We start from the raw sequence: 23,093 nt of genomic DNA on the forward strand, positions 1-23,093 counted from the left end.
GGTGCGGGGGCAAGCGGTTACCAGAACCTGTTGCCTCTGAAAGCATCACGGGTACGCCGGGGGGCGTGCGCATGCGGTGTTTCCGGGGCTGGGGGATCAGGTGACGGGTTTCGTCCTTCTGCGGGTGAGGGCTCATCGCCTTCTGCTCTCCGCGGCGGTGCTCGCCGTCCTGCTGACCACATCCGTCCTGGCCGCGCTCACAGCGTTCTCGGGTTCGGTGGGCGACGCGGCCCTGCGCCACACGCTCACCCACGGATCGGCCGCGTCCGCCGCCCTCGTCGTCTCCGCCTCGGTGGACCACGAGAAGCGCGCGGAGGCCGACGACGCCGTCCGCGAGGCCTCCCGCGACGCGTTCGACGGACTGCCCGTGACCGTGGGGAAGCTGGAGAGCTCGGGGTCGTACGCGCTGCCGCGGAGCCTCCAGGACTCGGCCGCCCGGCGCGGCGAGCCGGACCTCACCCACTTCGCCGCCCTCGACCGGGGCCGGGTGCGGATCACCGAGGGCAAGGCGCCCGAGGCCGCCACCGGCGCCGGGCCCGTCCAGGTCGCGCTGCCCGTCGTCGCCGCCGAGGCCCTGAAGCTGAAGCCGGGCGCCCGGCTCACCGTCACCGACCGGCTGCGCGACAAGAAGCAGCCGGTCCTGGTCACCGGCGTCTACGAGGCCGCCGACCGGTCCGACCCGTACTGGCAGCTGGATCCGCTCGGCGGGCGCGGAGTGCGCAAGCTGGCGTTCACGACGTACGGTCCGCTGCTCACCGACCCCTCGGTGCTCGCCTCCGGCGCGCTCGGCAAGGGCGAGACGTCCTGGCTGGCGGCCGCCGACTTCGCCACGCTGACCACCGGCTCCATGGAGGGGCTGCGGAACGCGTCGGCACAGGCCCCGAAGGCGCTGACGGCCGCACCGGTGTTCGCGTCCGGTGTCACCGCGCGCACCTCGCTGCCCACCGTGCTCGACCAGCTCGACCGGGCGCTGCTGGTCTCCCGTTCCACACTGATGATCGTCGCGGTGCAGCTGGTACTGCTCGCCGCGTACGCCCTGCTGCTGGTGGCCCGGCTGCTGAACAGCGAGCGGGACGGGGAGCGTGAACTGCTGCGGGCCCGGGGAGGTTCGCGGGGCCGGATCACCTCGTTCGCCGCGATCGAGGCGCTGTTGCTCGCGGTGCCCGCCGCGGTGGTCGCCCCGCTGCTCGCGGGGCCGCTGACCGGGCTGCTGGCCGAGCGCAGCGCCCTGTCCCGGATCGGGCTGAAGGTCGGGGAGGCGTCGACCGGGACCGTGTGGCTGGTCTCGGCGGCCGTCGCCCTGGCCTGCGCCCTGGCGGTGGTGGCCCCGTCGCTGACGGCCGGGGCGAGCGGCCGCAGGTCCCGGGCCGCCGCGCTGCCCGGTCCGGTGCGGGCGGGCGCGGACCTCGGGCTGCTGCTCGTCGCGGCGGTGGCGTACTGGCAGCTGGACCGGCAGTCCGGCAGCGGGGCGCTCACCGGCGACCGGGCGGGCAACCTCGGCATCGACCCCCTGCTGGTCACCGCACCCGCGCTGGCGCTGCTCGCCGGAACGGTCCTCACACTGCGTCTGCTGCCGCCCGCCGCGAAGCTCGCCGAACGGCGTGCGGCCAAGGGCCGGGGGCTGCCCGCGGCCCTGGCGGGCTGGCAGTTCAGCCGCCGCCCGCTGCGCGGCGCGGGTCCGGTACTGCTGCTGGTCCTGTCGGTCGCCATGGGCATGCTGGCCATCGGGCAGAGCGCCTCCTGGGACCGCTCGCAGTCCGACCAGGCCGACTTCGGCTCCGGCGCCTCGGTCCGGCTGGTGGGCGGGCAGGGCGGCGGCGCGGCGACAGCCGGCGCCTACAGCGCCCTGGACGGGGTGCGGCAGGCGGCGCCCGCCTACCGGGCGGACGTGGAGGTCTCCGGCGGACGGATGGCCGAGGTCCTCGCCCTGGACACGGCCCACGCGGACGAGCGGATGCTGATGCGCTCCGACCTCGCCGCGACGAGCCCGCGCCGGATGTTCGAGACCATCGCCCCGGAGCCGGCCCCGCGCCCCGGACTCGTCCTGCCGAAGGACAGCACCCGGCTGAAGCTGGACGTGCGGATCACCACGGTGTCGCCGAAGCGCTCCGGAGCTGCCGCGGACCTCGCGCCACCGGTGGTCACGGTGCTCCTGGAGGACCGTTACGGCCTGCCCTACCGGGCCCTGGCGGGCGCCGTGCCGGTGGACGGGCACCCGGTCGCGGTGTCCCTGCCGGTGTCGGCGGCGGGCGGTCTGGCGCTGACCGGCATCGAGGTGGACGGCGAGGCTCCGTTCGGCTCCGCGCAGCAGCGCAGGGTCTCGGTGAGCGATGTACGGGTGGTCACCGGTTCCGGCGCGGAACGCCCGGTGCCGGCGGCGGAGCCGGTGCGCTGGGACGCCTCCATGACGCTCACCGAGTTCGGTGAGGACCGGCCGGGCGAGGAGCCGGTCCGCCACGGCGCATCGGGTCTGCCGGACTTCACGTACGACACCGGTGTGGACAGCGAGGACACCTGGGAGCCGACCAGCGGCCTCCTGCGGATCACCGCCGCCCGGCCGAAGGCCGCGGTGGTCAAGGCGGTCGCGACGGACGCCTATCTCAAGACCACGAACGCGAAGCTGGGCGACGAGATCGACATCACCCTGGCCGGGAACACCATCCGGGTGGCCCTGGCGGAGTCGGTGCGCCGGCTGCCGACCACCGAGGCCGCCGAGCTGTCCGGCGCCGCGGACCCGGCGGCGAGCGGCGGTGCGCTGCTGCTGGACCTCAAGGCCGTCACCGAGGTCCTGGCCCACCGGCCGACCGCGACGATCGAGGCCAGTGAGTGGTGGCTGAGCACCGCCCCGGGCGACGCCGCGAAGGCGGCCGCCGCCCTGCGGGCCGTGCCGGACACCGACCCGGCCCAGGTGCTGGTCCGCGCGGAGGCCGCCCAGCGGCTGGTGGACGACCCGCTGGGCGCGGGTCCGCAGTCGGCGCTGCCGGCCGTCGCGGTGGTCGCCGCCGCGCTGGCGGCGGTCGGCTTCGCGGTCAGCGCCTCCGGGTCCCGGCGCGAACGGTCCGCCGAACTCGGCGTGTTGCGGGCGCTCGGTGCTCCGCGCCGCCAGCTGGCCCACATGATCGCCGCCGAGCAGGGGGTGCTGATCGCCCTCGCGCTGCTGATCGGGCTCGGCATCGGCACGGTGCTGACCCGGGCCGTCGTTCCGCTGATCGTGCTGACCGGGCAGGCGGACCGGCCCGTTCCGCCGGTGCTGGTCGAGCTGCCCGCCGGGCAGGTCGCGGCGCTGCTGGCCGGGGTCGCCGCCCTGCCGCTCGTGATCGTCGCGACGATGGCGCTGCGCCGCGGGGACCCGGCGGTCACGCTGCGCCACCAGGGGGACCACTGATATGAGCAACGACAAGCGGGCGGCCTCCGCCCCGTGGATCCGTACCCGGCTGCGCACCGCGCCCGGTGCGGCGACGGCCCTCGCGGTGCTGGTGCTGGTGACGGCGTTCCTCGCCGCGGCGTTCCCGCGGGCGGTGGACGCGTACGAGTCGAAGGGGCTGCGCCACGACATCGCGACGGCGGACGCGGGCCACAGCACCGTGGAGATCGCCCGCCCGCAGCCCGGTCTCGAACTGCCGCAGGAACAGCGGGAGGCCGAGACGCGGAACCCCGAGCTGACGCGGGTCGGCACGGCGCTGCTGAAGGCCCTGCCCGCACCGCTGCGCGCCGACGCCTCGTCGGTCGCGTACGGCGTGCGCACCACGAAGCCGTCCGTCGCGACGGAGCCCTGGCTGCCGAGGCCCGACGCGGTGCCGCCGAAGCTCACGTACGTGGCGCAGTCGGGGCTGAAGGACCACGCGACGCTGGCCTCCGGCGCCTGGCCGACGGCACCGGACGGGGTGACCGAGGACTCCCGTGCGGTGCAGGGCGCGGTCACCGAGGAGACGGCGGCCGAGCTGAAGGTGAAGGTCGGCGCGACCATCACCCTGCTCACCGCGGCCCAGGAGCCCATCACCGTGACGATCACCGGCATCGTGGCTCCGCGCGATCCGAACGGCAGCTACTGGTCGGCCGATCCGCTGCTGCGCAGCCCGTCGCTGGTCCCGGACCCCAGCAGCTCCTTCCCGGTGAACTTCTGGACCGGCACCGTCCTGCTGGCGGAAGACACCGGTCCGGTGCTCCTGAGCACGGCCGCCGAGCCCGTGGTCTTCTGGCGGTTCCCGCCCGACCCGACGGGGCTGACCGGCCCCGACGGCTCCCGGCTGACGTCCGTCATCGCCTCGCTGGAGAGCGGCCCCGGGCTGCTGAAGGTGCGGAGGATCGCCGGGGGCACCGCGGTGGTCGGCACCGGACTCGGCACGATCGTGGAGGCCAACGCCCGGATGCGCGACGCGATCGGTCCGGTGATCGCGGTCGCCGGCCTCGGCATCGGCTCCGTGGCCGCCGTCGTCCTGCTGATGACCGGCGCCCTGATCGCCGCTCGCCGCCGCGACGAACTGGCGCTGATGCGCTCGCGCGGTGGTTCGCTGCGCGGCATCGGCGGCCGGCTGCTCGCGGAGACCGCGGTGACCGTGCTGCCCGCGAGCGCACTCGGGCTGCTCCTCGCGGTGCTGCTCGTGGACGAGGGCCGGTGGTGGCCCGGAGCGCTGGCCGCGGCGGGCGTCGCCCTCCTGGTGTGCGTCGCCCTGCCCGTGCGGACGACGCTCCAGCACATCCGGCCCACACTGCACGGCGCCCGCGAGGACATGGTGAGCGCCCGGCCCTCGCGCCGCCGGACCGTGGCCGAACTGACCCTGCTCGTCCTGGCGGTGGGCGCGGTGACGGCGCTGCGGCGTCGCGGTACGTCGACCGGGGGCGGTACCGATCTGCTGGTCAGCGCCGCGCCCGTGCTGGTCGCACTGATCGCGGCGCTGGTGCTGGTGAGGATCTACCCGCTGCCCCTGCGACTCGCGGCCCGGCCGATGGCCCGGCTGCGCGGGGCGATCGGCTTCCTCTCGCTGGCCCGCGCCGGCCGGTCGTCGGCCGGCGGGGCGCTGCCACTGCTGGCGCTGCTGCTGGCGCTGGCCACGGCGGCGTTCGGCGGTTCGGTGATCGCGGGCATCGGCGACGCACGGGACGACGCGGCGCTGGCGTCCGTCGGCGCGGACGCCCGGGTCAGCGGCATGGGCGACCGGGCGACGCTGCCGGACGAGCTGGTCCGCACGGTGAGCGGGCTGGACGGCGTGCGGGACGCCGCGCCGGTACGGGTCGAGTACAGCGTGACGATGCCGGAGGCGGCGGCCGGTGACGGCGCCGGTACGCGTACGGACACGGCTGCGGATACGGGCACGGCCGGCGACGACGCGGCGGACGCGGGCGACGCGGCGACCGCGGCCCTGGTGGGCGTCGAGCCCGCCTCGTACGCCCGGCTGGCCCGTACCCACGGGCTGCCCGCCTTCCCGGCCGCCCGGCTGCGGGCCACCGGCCCCTCGGCCCCGCTGCCCGAGGGCACGGAGGCCGGCCCGGAGCGGGTCCTTCCGGCCATCGCCTCTCCGGCGGTGGCGGCCCGGCTGGGCAAGGAGCCGCGCGCGGTACGGACGCTGTCCGGGGACTTCCGGGTCCAGGTCGTGGGGACCACCGCGCACGTCGCCGCGGTCTCCTCCACCAACTTCCTGATCGTGAACGCCGCTTCGCTGGAGCAGAAGGCGCCCACCACCCTGCTCCTGGCCGGCGCACCGGACCCCGGGAAGCTGCGCGCGGCCGTCGACGAGAACGGCAAGAAGTTCGTCGTACAGCTGCGTTCCGAGGAGCGCGCGCGGTACGTGAACACCCCGATGCAGGCGGGGGCCGAGCGGATCTACCTCGCGGCGGTCGCGGCGGGCGCCGGATACGCGCTGCTGGCCGTCCTGCTGTCGCTGCTCCAGACCGCGCCGGAGCGCAAGACGCTGCTGGCCCGGCTGCGCACGATGGGGCTCACCACCGCACAGGGCAGGCGGCTGCTGGCCTTCGAGGCGACGCCGCAGGCGCTGCTGGCGGCGGGCGGCGGGCTGTTCACCGGCTGGGCGACCATCGCCCTGCTCTCCCCCGGCGTCGATCTGGTCCCGCTGGCGCTCGCCGGCGTCGCCGGATCGGACACCGGCCCCGTTCCGCTGCGCACCGACCTCTGGTCGCTGGGGCTGCCGGCCGCGGGGGTCGTGGCGCTCGCGGCGGCGGTCGCGGGTGTGCAGGCGTGGTGGGCGAGCCGCCGCGGATCGATCACCGAACTCAGGGCAGGAGACTCCCGATGACCTCGTCCACCGAGACGGCAGACACGGCCCGCGCGGCCGGCACGACGCTGGCGGAGCTGGAGCAGCGGGCCGCGGCCCGCCGGGACCGCCCTTCCTACGGGCACGACGCGCTGATCGCCTGCGACCGGGTGGTGCGGATCTTCACCACCGACGGGGTGGAGGTGCAGGCGCTCCAGGGGCTCGATCTGCTGGTCACCGAGGGCGAGTTGATGGCCCTGGTGGGCGCGTCGGGCAGTGGCAAGTCGACGCTGATGAACATCCTGGCGGGCCTGGACGTGCCGACGGCCGGCTCGGCGAAGGTCGCGGGCTGCGATCTGCTGTCGATGGGCCCGAAGGAACGGCTGCGCTACCGCCGGGACGTGGTCGGGTTCGTCTGGCAGCAGACCGCCCGCAATCTGCTCCCGTATCTCTCCGCGATCCAGAACATCACCCTGCCCATGCAGTTGCGCGGCGGTGGGAGCAAGCGCGAACGGGCCGCCCGCGCCGAGTCGTTGCTCGCCATGCTGGACATCGCGGACTGCCGCGACCGGCGGCCCCAGCAACTGTCCGGCGGGCAGCAGCAGCGGGTGGCCATCGCGGTGGCGCTGGCCAACAACCCGTCCGTGCTGCTGGCGGACGAGCCGACCGGTGAGCTGGACTCGGCCACCGGGGAACAGGTCTTCGCCGCGTTCCGGCGCGCCAACGAGGAACTGGGCACCTCGATCGTGATCGTCACCCATGACCAGGCGGTCGCGAACGAGGTGCGGCGTACGGTCGCCATCCGCGACGGCCGTACGTCCTCCGAGGTGCTGCGCCGCACGGAGGTGGACGCGGCGACGGGCCAGGAGTCGCAGGTGGCCCGGGAGTACGCGATGCTCGACCGGGCGGGACGGCTCCAGCTGCCGGCGGACTACACGCAGACGCTGGGCATGGAACACCGGGTGCTGCTGGAGCTGGAGCAGGACCACATCGGGGTCTGGCCGGACGCGCACGGGGCTCCGGAGAAGCCGGAGGGGGCCTCGGACCCGCAGGAGCAGCAGGAGCAGTAGGACGCAACGGCGGAGGCGACCGGTCAGCCGGTCCGGCGGTTCAACCGGGCTCGACCGACAGACCGAGCCCACCGAGCCCGCCGGCCGGGTCGCGGCGCAGCGCGATCGAGCCGAACGGCGTCCGCAGCCGCAGCCAGCCGCCCGCGGAGAGCAGCGAGACGGGGAACTCCGGGTCGGGGCGCAGGAAGCCGAGGGACTGGGCGGCGTGCACGGCGCGCAGCGGCAGGTCCGTGGCGCCGACCGGCCGGGACCAGATCTCGCGGCCGATCCGGTCGCGTTCGGCGCGGGTGCGCTGCTCATCGGGCAGCGCCTCGTCCCGCGTACGGAATTCGGCGACGGCCGTGTCGAGGGCGGCGCGCAGAGCGTCGGGGCCGGGCAGCCCGGTCTGCTCCCGCCAGGGCCCGCGGGGCGGCAGGACACCGGTCCAGGGCGGCCCGGTGACGGGCGCGGGCAGCGAACCCCCCGCACCGGCCCCACCGGAGACGTCGAGGGACAGGGACTCCAGCAACTCCCCGGCCGACACCGTGACGTCGAGCGTCTCGGGGCGGTCCAGGCGGGCGGTGCGGATGGCGAGGACCTCGAAGGAGGGCGGCCGGCCGAACACGGCCAACGCGTCGCCGCCGCCCGCCTGCAACCGGACCGCGGCGGCCCGGTCGTAGTGGAGCAGCCGACCGAGGAAGGCGGCGAGATCCGCCGCCTCCCTCGCGTCGGCGAACCGCAGCGACTGCACGGGCACGGTCATGCCGCGGCGGGCTCCTCTGCGAGGTACTGCTGGAGGAAGAGCTTCTCCTCGGCGGAGATCCGCCGGGGCCGCTCCGCCGCCAGGTCGTAGGGCACGACGACGGTCGAGGCGCGTACGTACACCTGGTCGGCGTCCTTGATCTCATAGGCGATCGTCAGGGACGCGGCGCCTATCTTCGTGACCCACGACTCGACGGTCACCGGCTCGTGCCGGTGGACCAACGGCCGTACGTAGTCGATCTCGTGCCGGGCCACGACGGACCCGCCGGAGAACGACGGCGAACCGTCCCCGGGCGCCAGCCGGAACATGAAGTCGATGCGCGCCTCCTCCAGGTAGCGGAGGAAGACCACGTTGTTGACGTGGCCGAAGGCGTCCATGTCCGACCAGCGCAGGGGGCAGCTGTAGAGGTGACGAGCCAAGACGATCAGCCTCGCGTGAGCTTCTTGTACGTGGCACGGTGCGGACGGGCCGCGTCCGCGCCGAGGCGCTCGACCTTGTTCTTCTCGTACGACTCGAAGTTGCCCTCGAACCAGTACCACTTGGAGTCACCCTCGTAGGCGAGGATGTGCGTGGCGACGCGGTCCAGGAACCAGCGGTCGTGGGAGATGACCACGGCGGCACCGGGGAACTCCAGCAGGGCGTTCTCCAGCGAGGAGAGCGTCTCGACGTCGAGGTCGTTGGTGGGCTCGTCGAGGAGCAGCAGGTTGCCGCCCTCCTTGAGCGTCAGCGCCAGGTTGAGGCGGTTGCGCTCACCACCGGACAGGACGCCGGCCGGCTTCTGCTGGTCCGGGCCCTTGAAGCCGAACGCGGAGACGTAGGCGCGGGACGGCATCTCGACCTGGCCGACGTTGATGTAGTCCAGCTCGTCCGAGACGACGGCCCAGAGGGTCTTCTTCGGGTCGATGTTGGCGCGGGACTGGTCGACGTAGGAGATCTTGACCGTGTCGCCGATCTTGACCGAACCGCTGTCCGGCGTCTCCAGGCCCTGGATCATCTTGAACAGCGTGGTCTTGCCCGCGCCGTTCGGACCGATGACGCCGACGATGCCGTTACGGGGCAGCGTGAACGACAGGTCGTCGATGAGGACCTTGTCGCCGAAGGCCTTCGAGAGGTGCTCGACCTCGACGACGATGGAACCGAGCCGCGGGCCCGGCGGAATCTGGATCTCCTCGAAGTCCAGCTTCCGCATCTTGTCGGCCTCGGCCGCCATCTCCTCGTACCGGGCGAGACGGGCCTTGGACTTGGTCTGGCGCCCCTTGGCGTTCGACCGCACCCACTCCAGCTCCTCCTTGAGGCGCTTCTGGCGCTTCTCGTCCTTGCGGCCCTCGACCTTGAGGCGGGCGGCCTTCTTGTCGAGGTAGGTGGAGTAGTTGCCCTCGTAGGGGATCGCGCGGCCGCGGTCGAGCTCAAGGATCCACTCGGCGACGTTGTTCAGGAAGTACCGGTCGTGGGTGACGGCGACGACGGCACCCGCGTACTTCGAGAGGTGCTGCTCCAGCCAGTTCACCGACTCGGCGTCCAGGTGGTTGGTGGGCTCGTCGAGGAGGAGCAGGTCCGGGGCCTCGATGAGGAGCTTGCAGAGCGCCACGCGGCGCTTCTCGCCACCGGAGAGGTTGGTGACCGGCCAGTCGCCGGGCGGGCAGCCCAGGGCGTCCATGGCCTGCTCCAGCTGGGCGTCCAGGTCCCACGCGTTGGCGTGGTCCAGGTCCTCCTGGAGCTTGCCCATCTCCTCCATCAGCGCGTCGGAGTAGTCGGTCGCCATGAGCTCGGCGACCTCGTTGAAGCGGTGGAGCTTGCCCATGATCTCGGCGGCGCCGTCCTGGACGTTCTCCAGGACGGTCTTCTCCTCGTCCAGCTTCGGCTCCTGCATGAGGATGCCGACGCTGAACCCGGGCGAGATGAAGGCGTCGCCGTTGGACGGCTGCTCCAGGCCCGCCATGATCTTCAGCACCGTGGACTTACCGGCGCCGTTGGGGCCCACGACACCGATCTTCGCGCCGGGCAGGAAGTTCAGATTGACGTCATCGAGAATCACCTTGTCGCCGTGCGCTTTGCGCGTCTTGCGCATGGTGTAGATGTACTCAGCCAAGAGAAACCGTCCGGCAGCAATAGAGGTGTGGGCAGATACACCCATCTTGCCTGACACCCGCCCCCGGACGGAAACCCGTCCACCCACCGGCACCGGAGCACCGGTCACCTCATGCGCGTGGGCGCTCACTCACCGTCGGCGCCCGGCTGCTTCCGGCGGAGGAGGAAGACCGCGCCGCCGCCCACGACGAGCAGTCCGATGGCGACCGCGGCGAGCATCGGGGTGGCGCTGGAGCCGCCGGTCGCGGCGAGGTCGCCCTCCAGCCCCGAGGTGGTGGAGCCGGTGGTGGCCGGGACGGACTGCTGGGCGCTCTGCGTGCCGACGTCGTTGCCCGCGCCGCCCGCCTCCTGGCTCTCCTTCTCCAGCACGCTGCCGCTGGTGGCGCAGTCGAGCACCCCGGTGAAGGTCCTGGCGAATCCGGCCGGCCCGGTGATGGTGAAGTCGTACGCCTGGTCCTCGGCGACCGGGACCGTGACCGTGCTGGTGGCCCCGGCGGCGACGGTGTGCTCGGTGCCGGCCAGCTCGAAGGTGAACGGCTGGTCGCCCCGGTTGGCGGCCGTGACGTCCACACCGCCCGCGGCGCAGTTCTTCCGGGCGGTCAGCGCGGGGGCGGCGCCGGTCTCGGCCCAGGTGGCGCTCGCCCGGGCGGAGACCGTGGACTCGCTGGAGCCGGCCAGGATCTGGGTCTGGGTGCGGCCGGCCCCGGCGAAGGCCCGGCCGACCGGCACGGAGGTGGTGGCCTGGACCGCCAGCGACGCGGTTCCGTCGGCGGTGTCCTTCGGTACGGCGAAGTAGAGCCGGTCCCCGTCCGCCGCGGCGGTGACGGGGGCGCCCTTCTCGTCCGTGACCGTGATGCCGCTGGCCGCCGCGTCCACCGGGGGCGACACCGAGACCTGGTCCGCGTCGGTGCGTACGGTCACGGGGCCGAGCCGTTCACCGGCCCGCCCGGCGACAGCGGCGGGTTCCAGGGTGAGCGAGGCCCGCGGCTCCTTGGTGTCGCGGGCGCTGCGCTCCAGCCAGTCCGCGAGCTTCTCCGCCTGCTTGTCCGATGCGGTGACATCGGCGTCGTCCGAGTAGCGCCAGATGGCGACCTGGGTTCCGGCGGCGGCGGTCCGCTCGGTCAGCGGGCCGGTGCCGGCCGCGTCGGCGAGCGCGGCCAGGTCGTCGACCTGGGGGTAGGAGTGCTGGAGGATCCAGCGGATCTTCCCCGCGTTCCGGTTGCCGCCGAGCGAGGTCTCGGCCCAGGGGGTCTCCAGATACTTCGCCTGGTCCTGGGTGGGGTTGTGGAGGTCGATGCAGTAGGTCTTGAGCTTGCCGCCGCCGTCGACGGTCATCTCGAACAGCCCGGCGGGCAGTTCCTGGGTCCGGTCGGGCGCCCCGTTCTTCCCCGCGACGCGGAGCACCGCGCTGTCGAAGGTCTTCAGCCCGTCGAGCACCGCGGCCGCGCCGCCGTGGTGCCGGCCCGGGTCGTCGGCGACCGCGGGTCCGGCGCCGACGAGTGCGGCAGCCGCGACGAGACCGGAGAGCAGCAGCGCGGCGACCGGGCGGAGGATCCCGCGGCCCGGAGGCGCCCCTGTCGTGCCGGACGGCGCAGCGGACGCTGAAGACGCAGAAAACACAGAATTCCCCTCCGGGCGAGGCCCTCGCGCGTGGTGCGCGTGTGGGGAATGCCTCGCCAGCAGACCCAAGTGACCCATGAGCACTGGGAATCCTAAAGAACGGGCGAAGAGCAGTCCCCCGTACTGCCCTTGTACAACCATTCCGAATCGGAATCGTTATCGCGGGATGCCGTCGGCCGTGGCGCCGATCAGTCTTTTCAGGACACTGCCGCCATTGCGCCTACCTGTTCCGGCTGTTTCGGCGAGGCCTCCGTGTCGCCGTCCGTGACCCGTCCCGGACGCTCCGTCAGAACGGGTTCGGCTCTGGCCGCCCGCCGGAAGGCGGCCGTTCCCCGGCTGAGGTCGTGACCGACGGCGACGGCCTCGACATCGACGAACGTCCTTCGCTGACCGGCCTGTTCCTCCTCGCGGACCTTCAACCGGCCGTGCACGACCAGGGGTTCTCCGACCGAAACGGAACCGGCCAGATTCGCGGCGAGCGTGCGCCAGGACCAGACGGTGTAGAAGCTGGTGCGGCCGTCGGCCCAGAGCTGTTTCTCACGGTCCCAGCGGCGCGGAGTGACGGCGAAACGGAATCGCGCCATTCCACCGGTGGCCGTCTCCCGGAACTCCACCGCCGTGGCGGCGTTTCCCACCAGGGTCACCAAGGTCTCGTTCATTTTCCGGCCCCCGTTTTCCTTGTCGCACCGCTTCGTACGGAGTCGGGCGACTCCGTACGGTGTGCGATCTCCAGGGTGGACGCCGGGCGGGAATCGCGTCGGGGCCTGTGGACTACCGGCCGGTTGTGGAAAACTCCGTCACCGTCACATAGCGCTCGCGCACTTCCCGGTAGCGCACCAGCTCGGCCGCGACCGGATCCAGCACCCTGGCCCGGCCGCACCCGGCCGCCGCCTCGCGCAGCCGCCGCTCGGCGTCCTGCCCGTACCGTCTGGCCGGACCCCGGATGGCCGCGGCGCAGGACCACTCCACCAGCGGGCCGCCCACGACTCCGGCGAGCATGATGAGCGCGGGCGTGACGAGCCCCGGCTCCAGGACGCCGATGATCTGGCCGACCAGCCACAGGCCGCCGAAGATCTGGAGCAGCGTCATCGACACCTGGGCCAGCACCGCGGCCGGCCACCACTTCGGCCGGGGCGGCTTGGCCGGGCGGCCACCGGGCGGTGCGCCGAGCGGTGAGCCGGCGACGGAGGCCGGTCCGGCCTCCGTTCCGCCGCCCCGCTTGGACGGGGCGGGGGCCCCGGCCTTGACGGCCAGTTCGTCCAGCGCCTCGGGCAGCCCCCGCGCCCCGGTGAACGCGGCCTCGCGCACCGCCTGCGCCCAGGGGCCCGGCAGCCCGTCGGCGGCGCCGTCCGCGACGATCCGTACCGCCTGCTCGACCCGCTGCCGGGCCGTCAGCTCCTCCTCGGGCGGGGTGAGCGCCTGACCCATCCGGTCGAGGCTGCCGGGCAGGCCCCGGTTCTCGTACCAGCGCCAGAGCCGCAGCCACGGTGTCCCGCAGGCCCGGCTCGCGTTGCGGCGCCACTCGCGTTCGGCGGCCTGCCCGGCGGCCGCCGCGCCGACGGCCTCGGCCAGCCGGTCGGTGAACTCCTCGCGGGCCCGCTCGCCGAGTCCGGGCCGGCCCTCGGCCACGTACACCGGGCGCAGCCGCGCCGCCGCCGCGTCGATGTCGGCGGAGAGCCGGCGGGTGGCGGCCGTGCGGTCCTGGACGAAGCGGCCGACCATCTCGCGGAGTTCGGGCACCCCATCGCCGGTGAGCGCGGACAGGGACATGACGGTGGCGCCGGGTTCGCCGTGCTCGCCGAGCGCGATGCCGTCCTCGTCGAGGAGGCGGCGCAGATCGTCGAGGACCAGGTCGGCGGACTCGCCGGGCAGCCGGTCGGTCTGGTTGAGGACGACGAAGGTGACCTCCGCGTGTCCGGCGAGCGGGCGCAGGTAGCGCTCGTGGAGGGCGGCGTCGGCGTACTTCTCCGGATCGACGACCCAGATCACCGCGTCGACCAGAGCCAGGACCCGGTCCACCTGGTCGCGGTGTTCGGTGGCGGCCGAGTCGTGGTCGGGCAGGTCGACCAGGACGAGCCCCTGGAGCGCCTCGTCGAAGGCGGCGGGCCCGGGGTGGGGCCTGCGCCGCAGCCGGCCGGGGACGGCGAGCCGGTCCAGCAGTCCGGCGGCCCCGTCGGTCCAGCTGCACGCGATGGGCTGGGAGGTGGTGGGCCGGCGCAGCCCGGTGTCGGAGATCGGGGCCCCGGCGAGCGCGTTGAACAGGGTCGACTTGCCGCTGCCGGTGGCTCCCGCGATGGCGATGACCGTGTGCCGCGAGGAGAGCCGCTGCCGGGCGGCGGCCTCGTCCAGCACCCGGCCCGCCTCGGCGAGGGTGTCCCGGTCGAGCCGGGCGCGGGAGAGTCCGACGAGTTCGCGCAGGGCGTCGAGCCGGGTGGGCAGCGGCCCGTCGGCGGGGGTGTAGGCCTCGACCTGCGGCTGGGCCTCGTCCTGGTCGGGCGTGCGCGGTGCGGACTCCCCGGCCTCGCGGGCCTCGCGGGCCTCGGCCGCCGCGGCGCGCCGGGCGATGAGCCCGTCGTCCCAGCGCCCGTCCTTGCGCCCGGCCCCGGCCCCGTCCGAAGCCCCCGCCCCCGCGCCTCTCCCCGTACCTCTCCCCCTGCTTTTCCCCTCGCCCTTGCCCTTGCCCTTGACGTTCCCCGGGCCCTGGTCCTCGTCCGTGACGGCAGTCATCGCTGCCACCTCTCCTTCTGCAGTACGGAAAGCGCGGCGATCAGTTCGGCCTGGGGTTCGGGGGCGACGTCGAGGGCGTCGAGCGGGGCGAGGCGGCGGTCGCGTTCGCCGCCGAGCACCTGGTCGAGGTAGGTGGTCAGCAGCTCACCCCCCTTGTCGCGCAGGCGCAGCGCGCCCTGGGCGCCGATGCGTTCGGCGAGCTGCTCCCCCGCCGTACGGGCGCGCCGTCCGCCGAGGAGGGCGGCGGCGAGCAGTGCGGCGACGCTCTCGGGGGCGGGCGCCACGCTGCGGTCGAGCTGGCGCACCTCCTCCTCGGCCAGTTCCTCCAGGACCCGCCGCCACCGGCGTACGGCGACGGCGATCCGCCCTTCGACGTCCTCGGCGGGCCCCCAGCCCCCGGCCTCCCGCCCGGCCTCCTCGAAGCGGAACAGGGTTCCGGCGGGTTCGCGGCGCCAGTGGGTGCGGATCTGTTCGTCGGCGGCGGAGACCGAGCACTGGAGCAGGGCCACCAGGCTGTCGACGAGGGCTTCGAGGAGTTCCTCGGGCGAGCTGTAGAGCGGGTAGCCGCGCCACCGGGTCCGCGCGTCCCCGGAGAGCACCGCCCCGCTCTTGAGGCGGCGCCGGATCCGGGCGGCCTCCTTGCCGTAGGCGTCCTCGACCACTCCGGTCAGCCGTACGGAGGCGGCGTACTGGGCGGCGACGGCGGAGGCCAGTCCGGGCATCCGTACGTTGAGCGACTCGATGACGCCGGAGGCGGTACGCCCCACCGCCTGCTGCCGGGCGGCGGGGTCCTGGGCCCGGTGGGCGAGCCAGGCGCGCAGCGGGGCGACCGCGGTGGTGGGGAGCAGTCCGCTGCCGCCGCCCGCGGACTCGGGGAGTTCGGGGATGGTGAACCGGGGTACGTCCCCGAGTCCGGCCCGGGTGAGCAGCGCCGCGTACTGCCGGGACACCTCGGCGATCACCTGGTGGGGCACCCGGTCGAGGACGGTGACGAGGGCCGCGTCGTACTCCTTCGCGGTACGCAGCAGATGCCAGGGCACCGCGTCGGCGTAGCGCGAGGCGGTGGTGACCATCACCCAGACGTCGGCGGCGCAGATCAGTTCGGCGGCCAGGACGCGGTTGCGGACGACGAGCGAGTCGATGTCGGGGGCGTCCAGCAGCGCGAGCCCGCGGGGCAGGCTCACCGCGGTCTCCACCCGCAGCGCGGTCTCCTCGTCCGCTCCCCGCGCGGCGAGGTCGTCGAGCCCGTCCGGGTCGGGCGCCTGCCCCGGGGGCAGCCAGATCCGGGTGAGCTGCGGCAGCACCCGTACGCCCGCGAACCAGTGGTGGTCGTCCGGGTGGCAGACGAGCACCGGGGTCCGGGTGGTGGGCCGCAGCACCCCGGCCTGGCTGACCCGGCACCCCACCAGCGAGTTGACCAGCGTGGACTTCCCGGCCCCGGTGGATCCGCCGATCACGGCGAGCAGCGGGGCCTCGGGGTCCTTGAGGCGTGGCAGGAGGTAGTCGTCGAGCTGGGCGAGGAGTTCGACCCTGGTCTGCCGGGCGCGTTCGGCCCCCGGCAGGGGCAGTGGGAGACGCACGGCGGCGACACGGTCGCGCAGGGCGGAAAGTGCGTCGATGAGCTGAGGCCGTACGTCCATGGTCACCACATGCGAAGAATGCCCAATTTTGAAGCCTTTTTGAAGCGTATAGCCCCCTCTGCGCGGCGGTTCCACCCTCTGGACAGAGTCAGGACAGAGGGGACGAGTGGGGCAGGGGCATAACGAGTGCACAACACCCGGCGCGTGGAAAGCGAAAACCGATGCAGGAATCGCACCCACCTGCGATTATCGGTTCGCTTCACCGAACCTCCACATCGTGCCACGCAGGTGAAGCAACCGGGTCCAGGGGATCGGAGCCCTATCCTTGTCCCGGCACGGCCACGGAACCACCGATCAGGACTCCCGGCCCCCGTAGCTCAGTGGATAGAGCAGGCGCCTTCTAAGCGCTTGGCCGCAGGTTCGAGTCCTGCCGGGGGCGCACCGACCGAACGACCGCACGACCGTGAGGCCCTCCGCACCGGAGGGCCTTTTCGTCGCTCAGGGGGACGTTAGCGAGCACGGCGTCATGGCGGCGTAAGCGCGCTACGCGTCCCGCCGCCGCAGCAGCGCCAGTGCGCCGAGCGCGAGCGCCGTCGTGCAGGCGGCGACCAGGAGCAGGGAGGGCCAGGGGCCCAGGCTGCCCACCGTACCGGCGGCGGCGTCCGAGGTCTGGGTGAGCTTTTCCAGGGCGGCCGTCGGGGAGAGGCCGGCGATCCAGCGTTCGGCGTCGCCGAAGAGCGGGCCGAACAGGGACGGCAGGAGCAGCAGGCCGATCACCGTGGTGACCGCGCCCGCCGAGTGCCGTACGAGGGTGCCGACGGCGAGGCCCAGCACGGCGGCCACCGCGAAGGACGCGGCGATCCCGAACAGGGCGGGCAGCGGCTCGCCCTGGGCGTACCGGCCATCGGGGAGCAGGGCGTCGCCGACGAGGTAGGCGGCCGTGCAGGAGGCCAGGGCGAGGACGTACATCACGCCCGCCACCAGGGCGGCCTTGGCGACGAGCACCGTGGTGCGGCCGGGCACGGCGGCGAACGTCGTACGGATGGTGCCGCTGCTGTACTCCCCCGTCACCACCAGCGCGCCCACCACCGCCGCCAGCATCTGGGCGACGACGGAGAGGGTGAGGCTGCCGCCCAGGACCGTGTCGTCGGACTGGAGGCTTCCGGTCGTGGCGACGAACACCGCGCCCAGAACGGGCAGTACGGCGGTCGCCACCGTCGTCCACACCGTGGAGCGCACGCTGCGGAACTTGATCCACTCGTAGGCCAGGGCCCGGGATCCGAGAGCGGGTGTCGTCATCGGACTGTCTCCTTCCGGCCGGGCGCGGCGGCCCGGTCCTCGGTCCGGTCCTCGGCCCGGTACTCCACCGAGGACTGCGAGAGCGCCGTGTAGACCTCCTCCAAGGAGGAGTGGGCCGGGGTGAGTTCATGGACGGCGACGCCGTGGTCGCGGGCCAGGTCGCCGATGGTGGCCGGGTCCGGTCCTTCGACCCGCCAGCCGCCCGTGGCGTCCAGGCGGACCCGGGCCCCCACCATTTCCAGCAGTGCCCGGAGCCTCTCCGGCTCGGGGGACCGTACGAGCGTGTGCGCGCGGGAGTTGGCCTCGATGAAGTCGCGCATCGTCGTGTCCGCGATGAGCCGGCCCTGCCCGATCACCACGATGTGGTCGGCCGTCAGCTCCATCTCGCTCATGAGGTGGCTGGAGAGGAAGACCGTGCGGCCCTCCGCCGCCAGGGACCGCATCAGTCCCCGGATCCAGCGGATGCCCTCGGTGTCGAGGCCGTTGACCGGTTCGTCGAGGATCAGCACCTCCGGGTCCCCGATCAGCGCCGCCGCGATGCCGAGCCGCTGGGCCATGCCGAGCGAGAAGCCCTTGGTGCGCCTGCGGGCCGTCGCGGCGGGCAGGCCCACCAGGTCCAGCACCTCCTCGACGCGGCGGCGCGGGATGCCGTTGCTCGCGGCGAGTCCGGCCAGGTGGTGGTAGGCGGAGCGGCCGCCGTGGACGCCCTTGGCGTCGAGCAGCGAGCCGACCGCGCGCAGCGGTACGGGCAGGTCCGCGTAGGCCTTTCCGCCCACGGTGACGCGCCCCGCGCTCGCGGAGTCCAGGCCGAGGATCAGGCGCATGGTGGTCGATTTCCCGGCGCCGTTCGGGCCGAGGAAGCCGGTCACCCGGCCGGGCCGGACGGTGAACGAGAGCCGGTCGACGGCGGTCCGCCCGCCGTAGCGTTTGGTGAGTTCCGTTGCTTCGATCATGCGGCCGACGCTACGAGCGGGCCCCGGGTCGCGAATCCTCCGGCGGGAGCCGGGGGCTACTCCGGCGGGAGTAGCCGCCTCCCCGCTCAGCGCTCGCCCGGTCTCACCAGGCCGGTTTCGTACGCGATGACCACCAGCTGGGCCCGGTCGCGGGCGCCCAGTTTCGTCATGGTCCGGCTGACATGGGTCTTCGCGGTCAGCGGGCTCATGATCAGCTCCTTGCCGATCTCCTCGTTGGACAGCCCGGCGGCGACGAGCGCCATCACCTCGCGTTCCCGCCCGGTGAGGACGGCGAGCCGTTCGGCGCCGGCCGCCTCGGGGGCCTTCAGCCGGGCGAACTCCTCGATGACCCGGCGGGTGACAGCGGGGGCGAGCAGGCTCCGGCCCGCCGCGACGTCACGGATCGCGGTGCGCAGGTCGTCCGGCTCGATGTCCTTGAGCAGAAAGCCCGCGGCACCGTGGCGGAGGGCCTCGAAGACGTACGCGTCGACCTGGTACGTGGTGAGCATGACCACGCGGACCCGGTCGAGGGTGCGGTCGGCGGCGATCAGGCGGGTGGCCTCCAGGCCGTCGACGCCGGGCATCCGGATGTCCATCAGCACGACGTCCGGGCGGGTCGTGCGGACCGCCTCGACGGCACGGGCCCCGTCGGCGGCCTCCGCGACGACGACCAGGTCGTCGGTGAGGTCGAGCAGAGCGCGGAATCCGGCCCGTACGACGGTCTGGTCGTCGGCGAGGACCACACGGACGGGCCTGCTCCCGCCCTCTGGCGCAGGTCGTGTCATGGTGTCGCTCCCTCGGCCGGCAGCACGGCGTGGACGCGGAATCCGCCGCCCGGCACCGGACCGTACGTGACGCCGCCGCCCACCGCGGCCGCCCGCTCCCGCATGCCGATCAGGCCGAAGCCCCGGTCGGCGGGCGGGGCGGCCGGCGGCGGAACGGGCGGACCCTCGTCCACCACCTCCACGGTCAGCCGGCCGGCGGCGCGGGTCACCGACACCGCCGCGTGCCGCGCCGCCGAGTGCTTCACCACGTTGGTCAGCGCCTCCTGCACGATCCGGTACGCCGTCGCCTCGACGACCGCCGGGACGGCGGCGTCCCCCGTGTCCCGCCGCAGGCTGACCGGCACCCCGCCCGCCTCGACCCCCGCCACCAGTTCGTCCAGCTGGTCGAGGCGGGGCGCCGGGGCCGTGGACTCCGCCTCGCGCAGGACGGAGAGCGTGGCGCGCAGTTCCCGTACGGCTTCCTTGCCGGAGGCGCGCACCTGGGTCATCGCCCGCCGTGACACCTCCGGCGCGGCGTCCAGCGCGTCGAGCGCCACCCCGGCCTGCACGGTCATCGCGCTCACCGTGTGGGCGAGGATGTCGTGGATCTCCCGGGCCACCCGCACCCGCTCCTGGCGGACCCGGCGGGCGGCCTCCCGTTCCCGGTCCTCCTCGGCCCGGGCGGCGCGCGCCGCGTACTCCGCCAGCAGCTCCCGGCGGGTCCGCACCACCTCGCCCAGGAGCAGCGGAACGAGCGGCCAGACCATCTCCAGGACCGGCAGCCCCTGCGGATTGACCACGTCCCGGCCGACCTTCAGCGCCACCGCGCCCGAGACCGTCGCCGCGATCACCCCGGTCCACAGCGTGCGCCTGCGGTCGCCCAGCACCGCGACCGTGTACAGCGCCACGATCACCGGGAGGTTCAGCAGTTCGCCGATGTGCCCGTGCAGCGCCCACCCGGCACACGCCGCCCCGGTCACGCAGACCACCGGAACGGGCCAACGGCGTCGGCAGGCGAGCGCCGCCAGCGAGACCGCCAGGAGGGTCCAGGTCAGCGCGTCCGCCTGGCGGTAGCCGGGTTCGTTGACGGCCGCGTCGGCGGTGGTGAACGCCCCCACCACCGCCACCACCAGCAGATCCGCGACGATCGGCGGCAGGGCGCGCGCACGGGCGGCCAGGCGGTCGAAGGTCATCACCCCCTCACGGTAGGAGGCGGGACGTCCGGCCGCATACGACAGCGGGAGTAGCCACGGATGTGGCGTCGGGGCGGCTTCGGCGGCCACGCGGATCGGCCATGCACATCGGGCATGCACATCGGCCATGCACATCGGGCAGGAGTTCGGGCAAACCCGGACGGGGGTTCGAGTCCGGGGAAACCTTCCGCCCGACGGGACGTTCGGCGGGGCCCGGCAGCGGGCAAATCGATCAGGGGGCCCGAAGGCGGAATCCCCACCACAGGCGCTCCCGACCGCCCCGACATCCGGCGGGAGTACGCGGCTCCGCGCCGCCGTCCGTCCACCGGTCCCGCCGCCCCCACACCGGAGCACCCGCGTGATCTACGCACCATCAGGGAAAGGAGCGCCGCGATGGCGACGCCGCTGTCCGCCGACAAGCTGCTCAAAGCCCTCCGCGACGAAGGCCTCCACGTCGTCGAACACCGGAGCTGGCGTACCAACAACCGGAACCACAAAGGCCCCTGGGGTCCGACGCACGGGGTGATGATCCATCACACCGTCACCTCGGGCACCGCGTCCTCCGTCGAGCTCTGCTACAACGGCCACTCCGCCCTGCCCGGTCCGCTCTGCCACGGGGTCATCGCCAAGGACGGCACCGTCCACCTCGTGGGGAACGGGCGGGCCAACCACGCCGGGCTCGGCGACGACGACGTGCTGCGCGCCGTCATCGCGGAGAAGGCGCTGCCCCCGGACAACGAGGCCAACACCGACGGCAACAGGCACTTCTACGGCTTCGAGTGCGTCAACCTCGGCGACGGCAAGGATCCCTGGCCGGCGGCCCAGCTGCTGGCGATCGAGCGGGCCGCCGCGGCCGTCTGCCGGGCGCACGGCTGGTCGCAGCGGTCGGTGATCGGGCACCTGGAGTGGCAGCCGGGCAAGGTCGATCCGCGCGGGTTCACGATGAACTCGATGCGCACCCGGATCGGCAAGCGGCTCGGCGGCGCCCCCGACGGCCCCTCCAAGCCGCCGCCGAAGCCGACGTACGAACCGTTCCCCGGGGCCGCGTTCTTCAAGGTCGGCCGCAACAGCGCGATCGTCACGGCGATGGGCAAGCGGCTGGTGGCCGAGGGCTGCGGGCGGTACACGGTGGGTCCGGGTCCCGCCTGGTCCGAGGCCGACCGGAAGTCGTACGCCGCCTGGCAGCGCAAGCTGGGCTACTCGGGCTCCGACGCGGACGGCATTCCCGGGAAGAGCAGTTGGGACCGGCTCAAGGTGCCCAACGTGTAGTACGGACAGCCGGCCCGGCTCTCCTCTCCGAGGGGAGGAGAGCCGGGCGCGGATCAGCGGTTGAAGCCGCTGCCCAGCTGCGCCTTCGTGGCGACCGTGCCGAGCGTCCCGTGGCCGAAGCTGAACGAGCCCTTGGCCACGAGGCCGGAGGCGGTGGCCGGGAACCCCCACAGGGAGCCCTCGCCCGCGTTCTCGCCGGGGGCGCCCACGGCCAGTTCGGTGCGGCCGTCGCCGTTCAGGTCGCGCAGGATCGCCGCGCCGCCGAAGCGGTCGCCCTTCTCCACGGCCCCGACGACGTCCGGCGTGCCCTGGTTGAAGCCATAACTGCCGGTGCCCGTGGGGCCGGTGGCGGTTCCGGGCAGGATGACGAGGCCGCCCGCCGCTTCGACCGTGCCCAGCGCCTCGCCGGGCACGCCCACCGCGATCTCGCCGTAGCCGTCGCCGTCGGTGTCCCCGATGGCGACGGACGAACCGAAGCCGTCGCCGTGCTCGGCCGCGCCGGGAACACCGGGTGAGTCCTGGTTGAGGACGGTGGCCTCGGTGCCCCGCGGTCCGGTCGCGCTGCCCGGTACGTACGTCAGCATGCCGCCCTTGGACAGCGGCAGGTCGAGGTCGCTGTCGTAGCCCCCGACCCCGCGTCCGACGGCGAGGTCGGCGTACCGGTCGTTGTTCACATGGCCGACGGCGATGTGCTCGCCGCCCTCCAGCCGGTAGCCGTCCTCGCCCCTGACCACGGTGAGCTCGGCGCCGAGGCCGTCCGGACCGCCGAGGCCGGTCTCGATGCGCCGGTCGTCGTACTCGTCACCGCTGTTGGAGACGGCGGCGAGATCGTCGCGGCCGTCACCGTTCAGGTCGCCCGCCGCCAGGTCGAGATAGCGGTGGTCGTAGCGGTTCGGGACCTCGGTGGTCCGGGCGGCGGCGCCGTCGCGGGTGAACGGTCCGCTGAGCGCGTACAGATCGGCGTAGCCCGCCGCGGCGATGTCCGGGGCGCCGTCGCCGTCGAAGTCACCGACGGCGAGCTGCCGGCCCATGCCCGCGTACTCCTCCCCGGCCAGCAGGTTCGCCCCGCCCGCCAGTCCGTTGGGACCGCCCCACAGGACGGTGATGCCGCCCGCGCCCACGGCCGGGCCGATCTTCTCGCCCGGCGAGCCGACGACCAGGTCCGCGTAGCCGTCCCGGTCGAGGTCGGCGGAGGCGACGGCGCCGCCGAAGGTGTCACCGGCCTCCGGGGTGCCGGGCACGCCCGCCGATGCCTGGGTGAACACCCGCTTCGCGGAGTCCTTGATTCCGTTGCGGGATCCGTAGGCCACGCCGACGTATCCGGCGCCCTTGAACCCCTTCACGGTCGCGCCGGGCGCGGCGAACGCCAGGTCCGGATAGCCGTCGCCGTTGAAGTCGGCGCGCGGGCCGTGGGGGTCGGGGGCCGGGGCGGGGGCCGCATGGGCGGTGGCGGGCAGGGCGACGATCGCGGTGGCCAGGGTGAGGGCCAGGACCACACCGGTGCCGAGTGCTCGGGATGTCACGGGGACTCCTTCTGCTGGGGTGGGTGTCGAGTGGCCGCTCGTACTTCCTGAGACCG

16 protein-coding genes and 1 tRNA gene are annotated in these 23,093 nt (G+C 73.7%); 5 read left to right on the forward strand and 12 right to left on the reverse strand.

The window, feature by feature from the left end; genetic code table 11:
- The first annotated feature begins 100 nt into the window (after positions 1 to 100).
- The 3 genes from KV381_RS11365 to KV381_RS11375 are packed head-to-tail and all read left to right on the forward strand — an operon-like array spanning position 101 to position 7,279.
- Positions 101 to 3,385 carry an FtsX-like permease family protein gene (locus KV381_RS11365; RefSeq protein WP_218785152.1) on the forward strand — a complete coding sequence of 1,095 codons (3,285 nt, stop codon included), beginning with the start codon at positions 101 to 103 and terminating at the stop codon, positions 3,383 to 3,385.
- A 1-nt stretch (position 3,386) separates the two neighbouring features.
- Positions 3,387 to 6,251, forward strand: coding sequence for an ABC transporter permease (locus KV381_RS11370; protein ID WP_218785153.1), 2,865 nt, complete (start codon positions 3,387 to 3,389; stop codon positions 6,249 to 6,251).
- Positions 6,248 to 7,279, forward strand: coding sequence for an ABC transporter ATP-binding protein (locus KV381_RS11375; protein ID WP_098027144.1), 1,032 nt, complete (start codon positions 6,248 to 6,250; stop codon positions 7,277 to 7,279). The genes KV381_RS11370 and KV381_RS11375 overlap by 4 nt, the downstream gene beginning before the upstream one ends.
- A 40-nt stretch (positions 7,280 to 7,319) precedes the next feature.
- On the opposite strand, the gene KV381_RS11380 is transcribed toward KV381_RS11375, so the two are convergent.
- The 7 genes from KV381_RS11380 to KV381_RS11410 form a co-directional block, all read right to left on the reverse strand.
- Positions 7,320 to 8,021 (reverse strand): hypothetical protein, encoded by a 702-nt coding sequence (locus KV381_RS11380; protein ID WP_086779781.1) that lies wholly within the window; start codon positions 8,019 to 8,021, stop codon positions 7,320 to 7,322.
- Positions 8,018 to 8,440, reverse strand: a complete 423-nt coding sequence (locus KV381_RS11385) for a thioesterase family protein (protein ID WP_030077631.1) — start codon at positions 8,438 to 8,440, stop codon at positions 8,018 to 8,020. The genes KV381_RS11380 and KV381_RS11385 overlap by 4 nt, the downstream gene beginning before the upstream one ends.
- A 5-nt stretch (positions 8,441 to 8,445) precedes the next feature.
- Positions 8,446 to 10,110 carry an energy-dependent translational throttle protein EttA gene (gene ettA / locus KV381_RS11390; RefSeq protein ID WP_078845927.1) on the reverse strand — a complete coding sequence of 555 codons (1,665 nt, stop codon included), beginning with the start codon at positions 10,108 to 10,110 and terminating at the stop codon, positions 8,446 to 8,448.
- Between the two features lie 125 nt (positions 10,111 to 10,235).
- Entirely contained in the window at positions 10,236 to 11,729 is a 1,494-nt protein-coding gene (locus tag KV381_RS11395) for a Cys-Gln thioester bond-forming surface protein (RefSeq protein ID WP_030077625.1), read from the reverse strand.
- Positions 11,730 to 11,926: 197 nt separating this feature from the next.
- Positions 11,927 to 12,388 carry a single-stranded DNA-binding protein gene (locus KV381_RS11400; RefSeq protein WP_030077623.1) on the reverse strand — a complete coding sequence of 154 codons (462 nt, stop codon included), beginning with the start codon at positions 12,386 to 12,388 and terminating at the stop codon, positions 11,927 to 11,929.
- Between the two features lie 112 nt (positions 12,389 to 12,500).
- Complete coding sequence (locus KV381_RS11405; RefSeq protein WP_030077621.1) at positions 12,501 to 14,456, reverse strand: YfjP family GTPase; 1,956 nt, start codon at positions 14,454 to 14,456, stop codon at positions 12,501 to 12,503.
- Positions 14,453 to 16,096 (reverse strand): dynamin family protein, encoded by a 1,644-nt coding sequence (locus KV381_RS11410; RefSeq protein WP_030077619.1) that lies wholly within the window; start codon positions 16,094 to 16,096, stop codon positions 14,453 to 14,455. Before KV381_RS11410 ends, KV381_RS11405 begins: the two co-directional genes overlap by 4 nt.
- Positions 16,097 to 16,402: 306 nt before the next feature.
- Here KV381_RS11410 and KV381_RS11415 point away from each other — a divergent pair.
- Positions 16,403 to 16,475: transfer RNA gene (locus tag KV381_RS11415), tRNA-Arg, on the forward strand.
- A 104-nt stretch (positions 16,476 to 16,579) separates the two neighbouring features.
- Here the strand turns inward: KV381_RS11415 and KV381_RS11420 are convergent.
- The 4 genes from KV381_RS11420 to KV381_RS11435 form a co-directional block, all read right to left on the reverse strand.
- The gene (locus tag KV381_RS11420; protein ID WP_030077617.1) at positions 16,580 to 17,335 is read right to left on the reverse strand and encodes an ABC transporter permease subunit; all 756 of its coding nucleotides are present in this window, start codon (positions 17,333 to 17,335) and stop codon (positions 16,580 to 16,582) included.
- Positions 17,332 to 18,288 carry an ABC transporter ATP-binding protein gene (locus KV381_RS11425; protein ID WP_030077615.1) on the reverse strand — a complete coding sequence of 319 codons (957 nt, stop codon included), beginning with the start codon at positions 18,286 to 18,288 and terminating at the stop codon, positions 17,332 to 17,334. Before KV381_RS11425 ends, KV381_RS11420 begins: the two co-directional genes overlap by 4 nt.
- A gap of 86 nt (positions 18,289 to 18,374) precedes the next feature.
- On the reverse strand, positions 18,375 to 19,073 hold the full coding sequence (locus KV381_RS11430; protein WP_050495497.1) for a response regulator transcription factor: 699 nt from the start codon (positions 19,071 to 19,073) through the stop codon (positions 18,375 to 18,377).
- Positions 19,070 to 20,245: a sensor histidine kinase gene (locus tag KV381_RS11435; RefSeq protein WP_218785154.1), complete on the reverse strand. Its 1,176-nt coding sequence runs from the start codon at positions 20,243 to 20,245 to the stop codon at positions 19,070 to 19,072. The genes KV381_RS11430 and KV381_RS11435 overlap by 4 nt, the downstream gene beginning before the upstream one ends.
- Positions 20,246 to 20,638: 393 nt before the next feature.
- On the opposite strand from KV381_RS11435, the gene KV381_RS11440 reads away from it, so the two are divergent.
- Positions 20,639 to 21,514: a peptidoglycan-binding protein gene (locus KV381_RS11440; RefSeq protein ID WP_030625862.1), complete on the forward strand. Its 876-nt coding sequence runs from the start codon at positions 20,639 to 20,641 to the stop codon at positions 21,512 to 21,514.
- Positions 21,515 to 21,567: 53 nt separating this feature from the next.
- Here KV381_RS11440 and KV381_RS11445 read toward each other — a convergent pair whose 3' ends face one another.
- Positions 21,568 to 23,037 carry an FG-GAP and VCBS repeat-containing protein gene (locus KV381_RS11445; protein ID WP_218785155.1) on the reverse strand — a complete coding sequence of 490 codons (1,470 nt, stop codon included), beginning with the start codon at positions 23,035 to 23,037 and terminating at the stop codon, positions 21,568 to 21,570.
- Positions 23,038 to 23,093: the final 56 nt, after the last annotated feature.

Source organism: Streptomyces sp. WY228 (assembly GCF_019287315.1).
Taxonomy (GTDB): domain Bacteria; phylum Actinomycetota; class Actinomycetes; order Streptomycetales; family Streptomycetaceae; genus Streptomyces; species Streptomyces caviscabies.

Bases quoted from the DNA above. Each gene is read 5' to 3' on its own strand.
- KV381_RS11380 (WP_086779781.1), bottom strand. From the start codon at position 8,021: ATGACCGTGCCCGTGCAGTCGCTGCGGTTCGCCGACGCGAGGGAGGCG.
- KV381_RS11405 (WP_030077621.1), bottom strand. From the start codon at position 14,456: ATGACTGCCGTCACGGACGAGGACCAGGGCCCGGGGAACGTCAAGGGC.
- KV381_RS11370 (WP_218785153.1), top strand. From the start codon at position 3,387: ATGAGCAACGACAAGCGGGCGGCCTCCGCCCCGTGGATCCGTACCCGG.
- KV381_RS11420 (WP_030077617.1), bottom strand. From the start codon at position 17,335: ATGACGACACCCGCTCTCGGATCCCGGGCCCTGGCCTACGAGTGGATC.
- KV381_RS11400 (WP_030077623.1), bottom strand. From the start codon at position 12,388: ATGAACGAGACCTTGGTGACCCTGGTGGGAAACGCCGCCACGGCGGTG.
- KV381_RS11440 (WP_030625862.1), top strand. From the start codon at position 20,639: ATGGCGACGCCGCTGTCCGCCGACAAGCTGCTCAAAGCCCTCCGCGAC.
- KV381_RS11375 (WP_098027144.1), top strand. From the start codon at position 6,248: ATGACCTCGTCCACCGAGACGGCAGACACGGCCCGCGCGGCCGGCACG.
- KV381_RS11430 (WP_050495497.1), bottom strand. From the start codon at position 19,073: ATGACACGACCTGCGCCAGAGGGCGGGAGCAGGCCCGTCCGTGTGGTC.
- KV381_RS11425 (WP_030077615.1), bottom strand. From the start codon at position 18,288: ATGATCGAAGCAACGGAACTCACCAAACGCTACGGCGGGCGGACCGCC.
- KV381_RS11435 (WP_218785154.1), bottom strand. From the start codon at position 20,245: ATGACCTTCGACCGCCTGGCCGCCCGTGCGCGCGCCCTGCCGCCGATC.
- KV381_RS11410 (WP_030077619.1), bottom strand. From the start codon at position 16,096: ATGGACGTACGGCCTCAGCTCATCGACGCACTTTCCGCCCTGCGCGAC.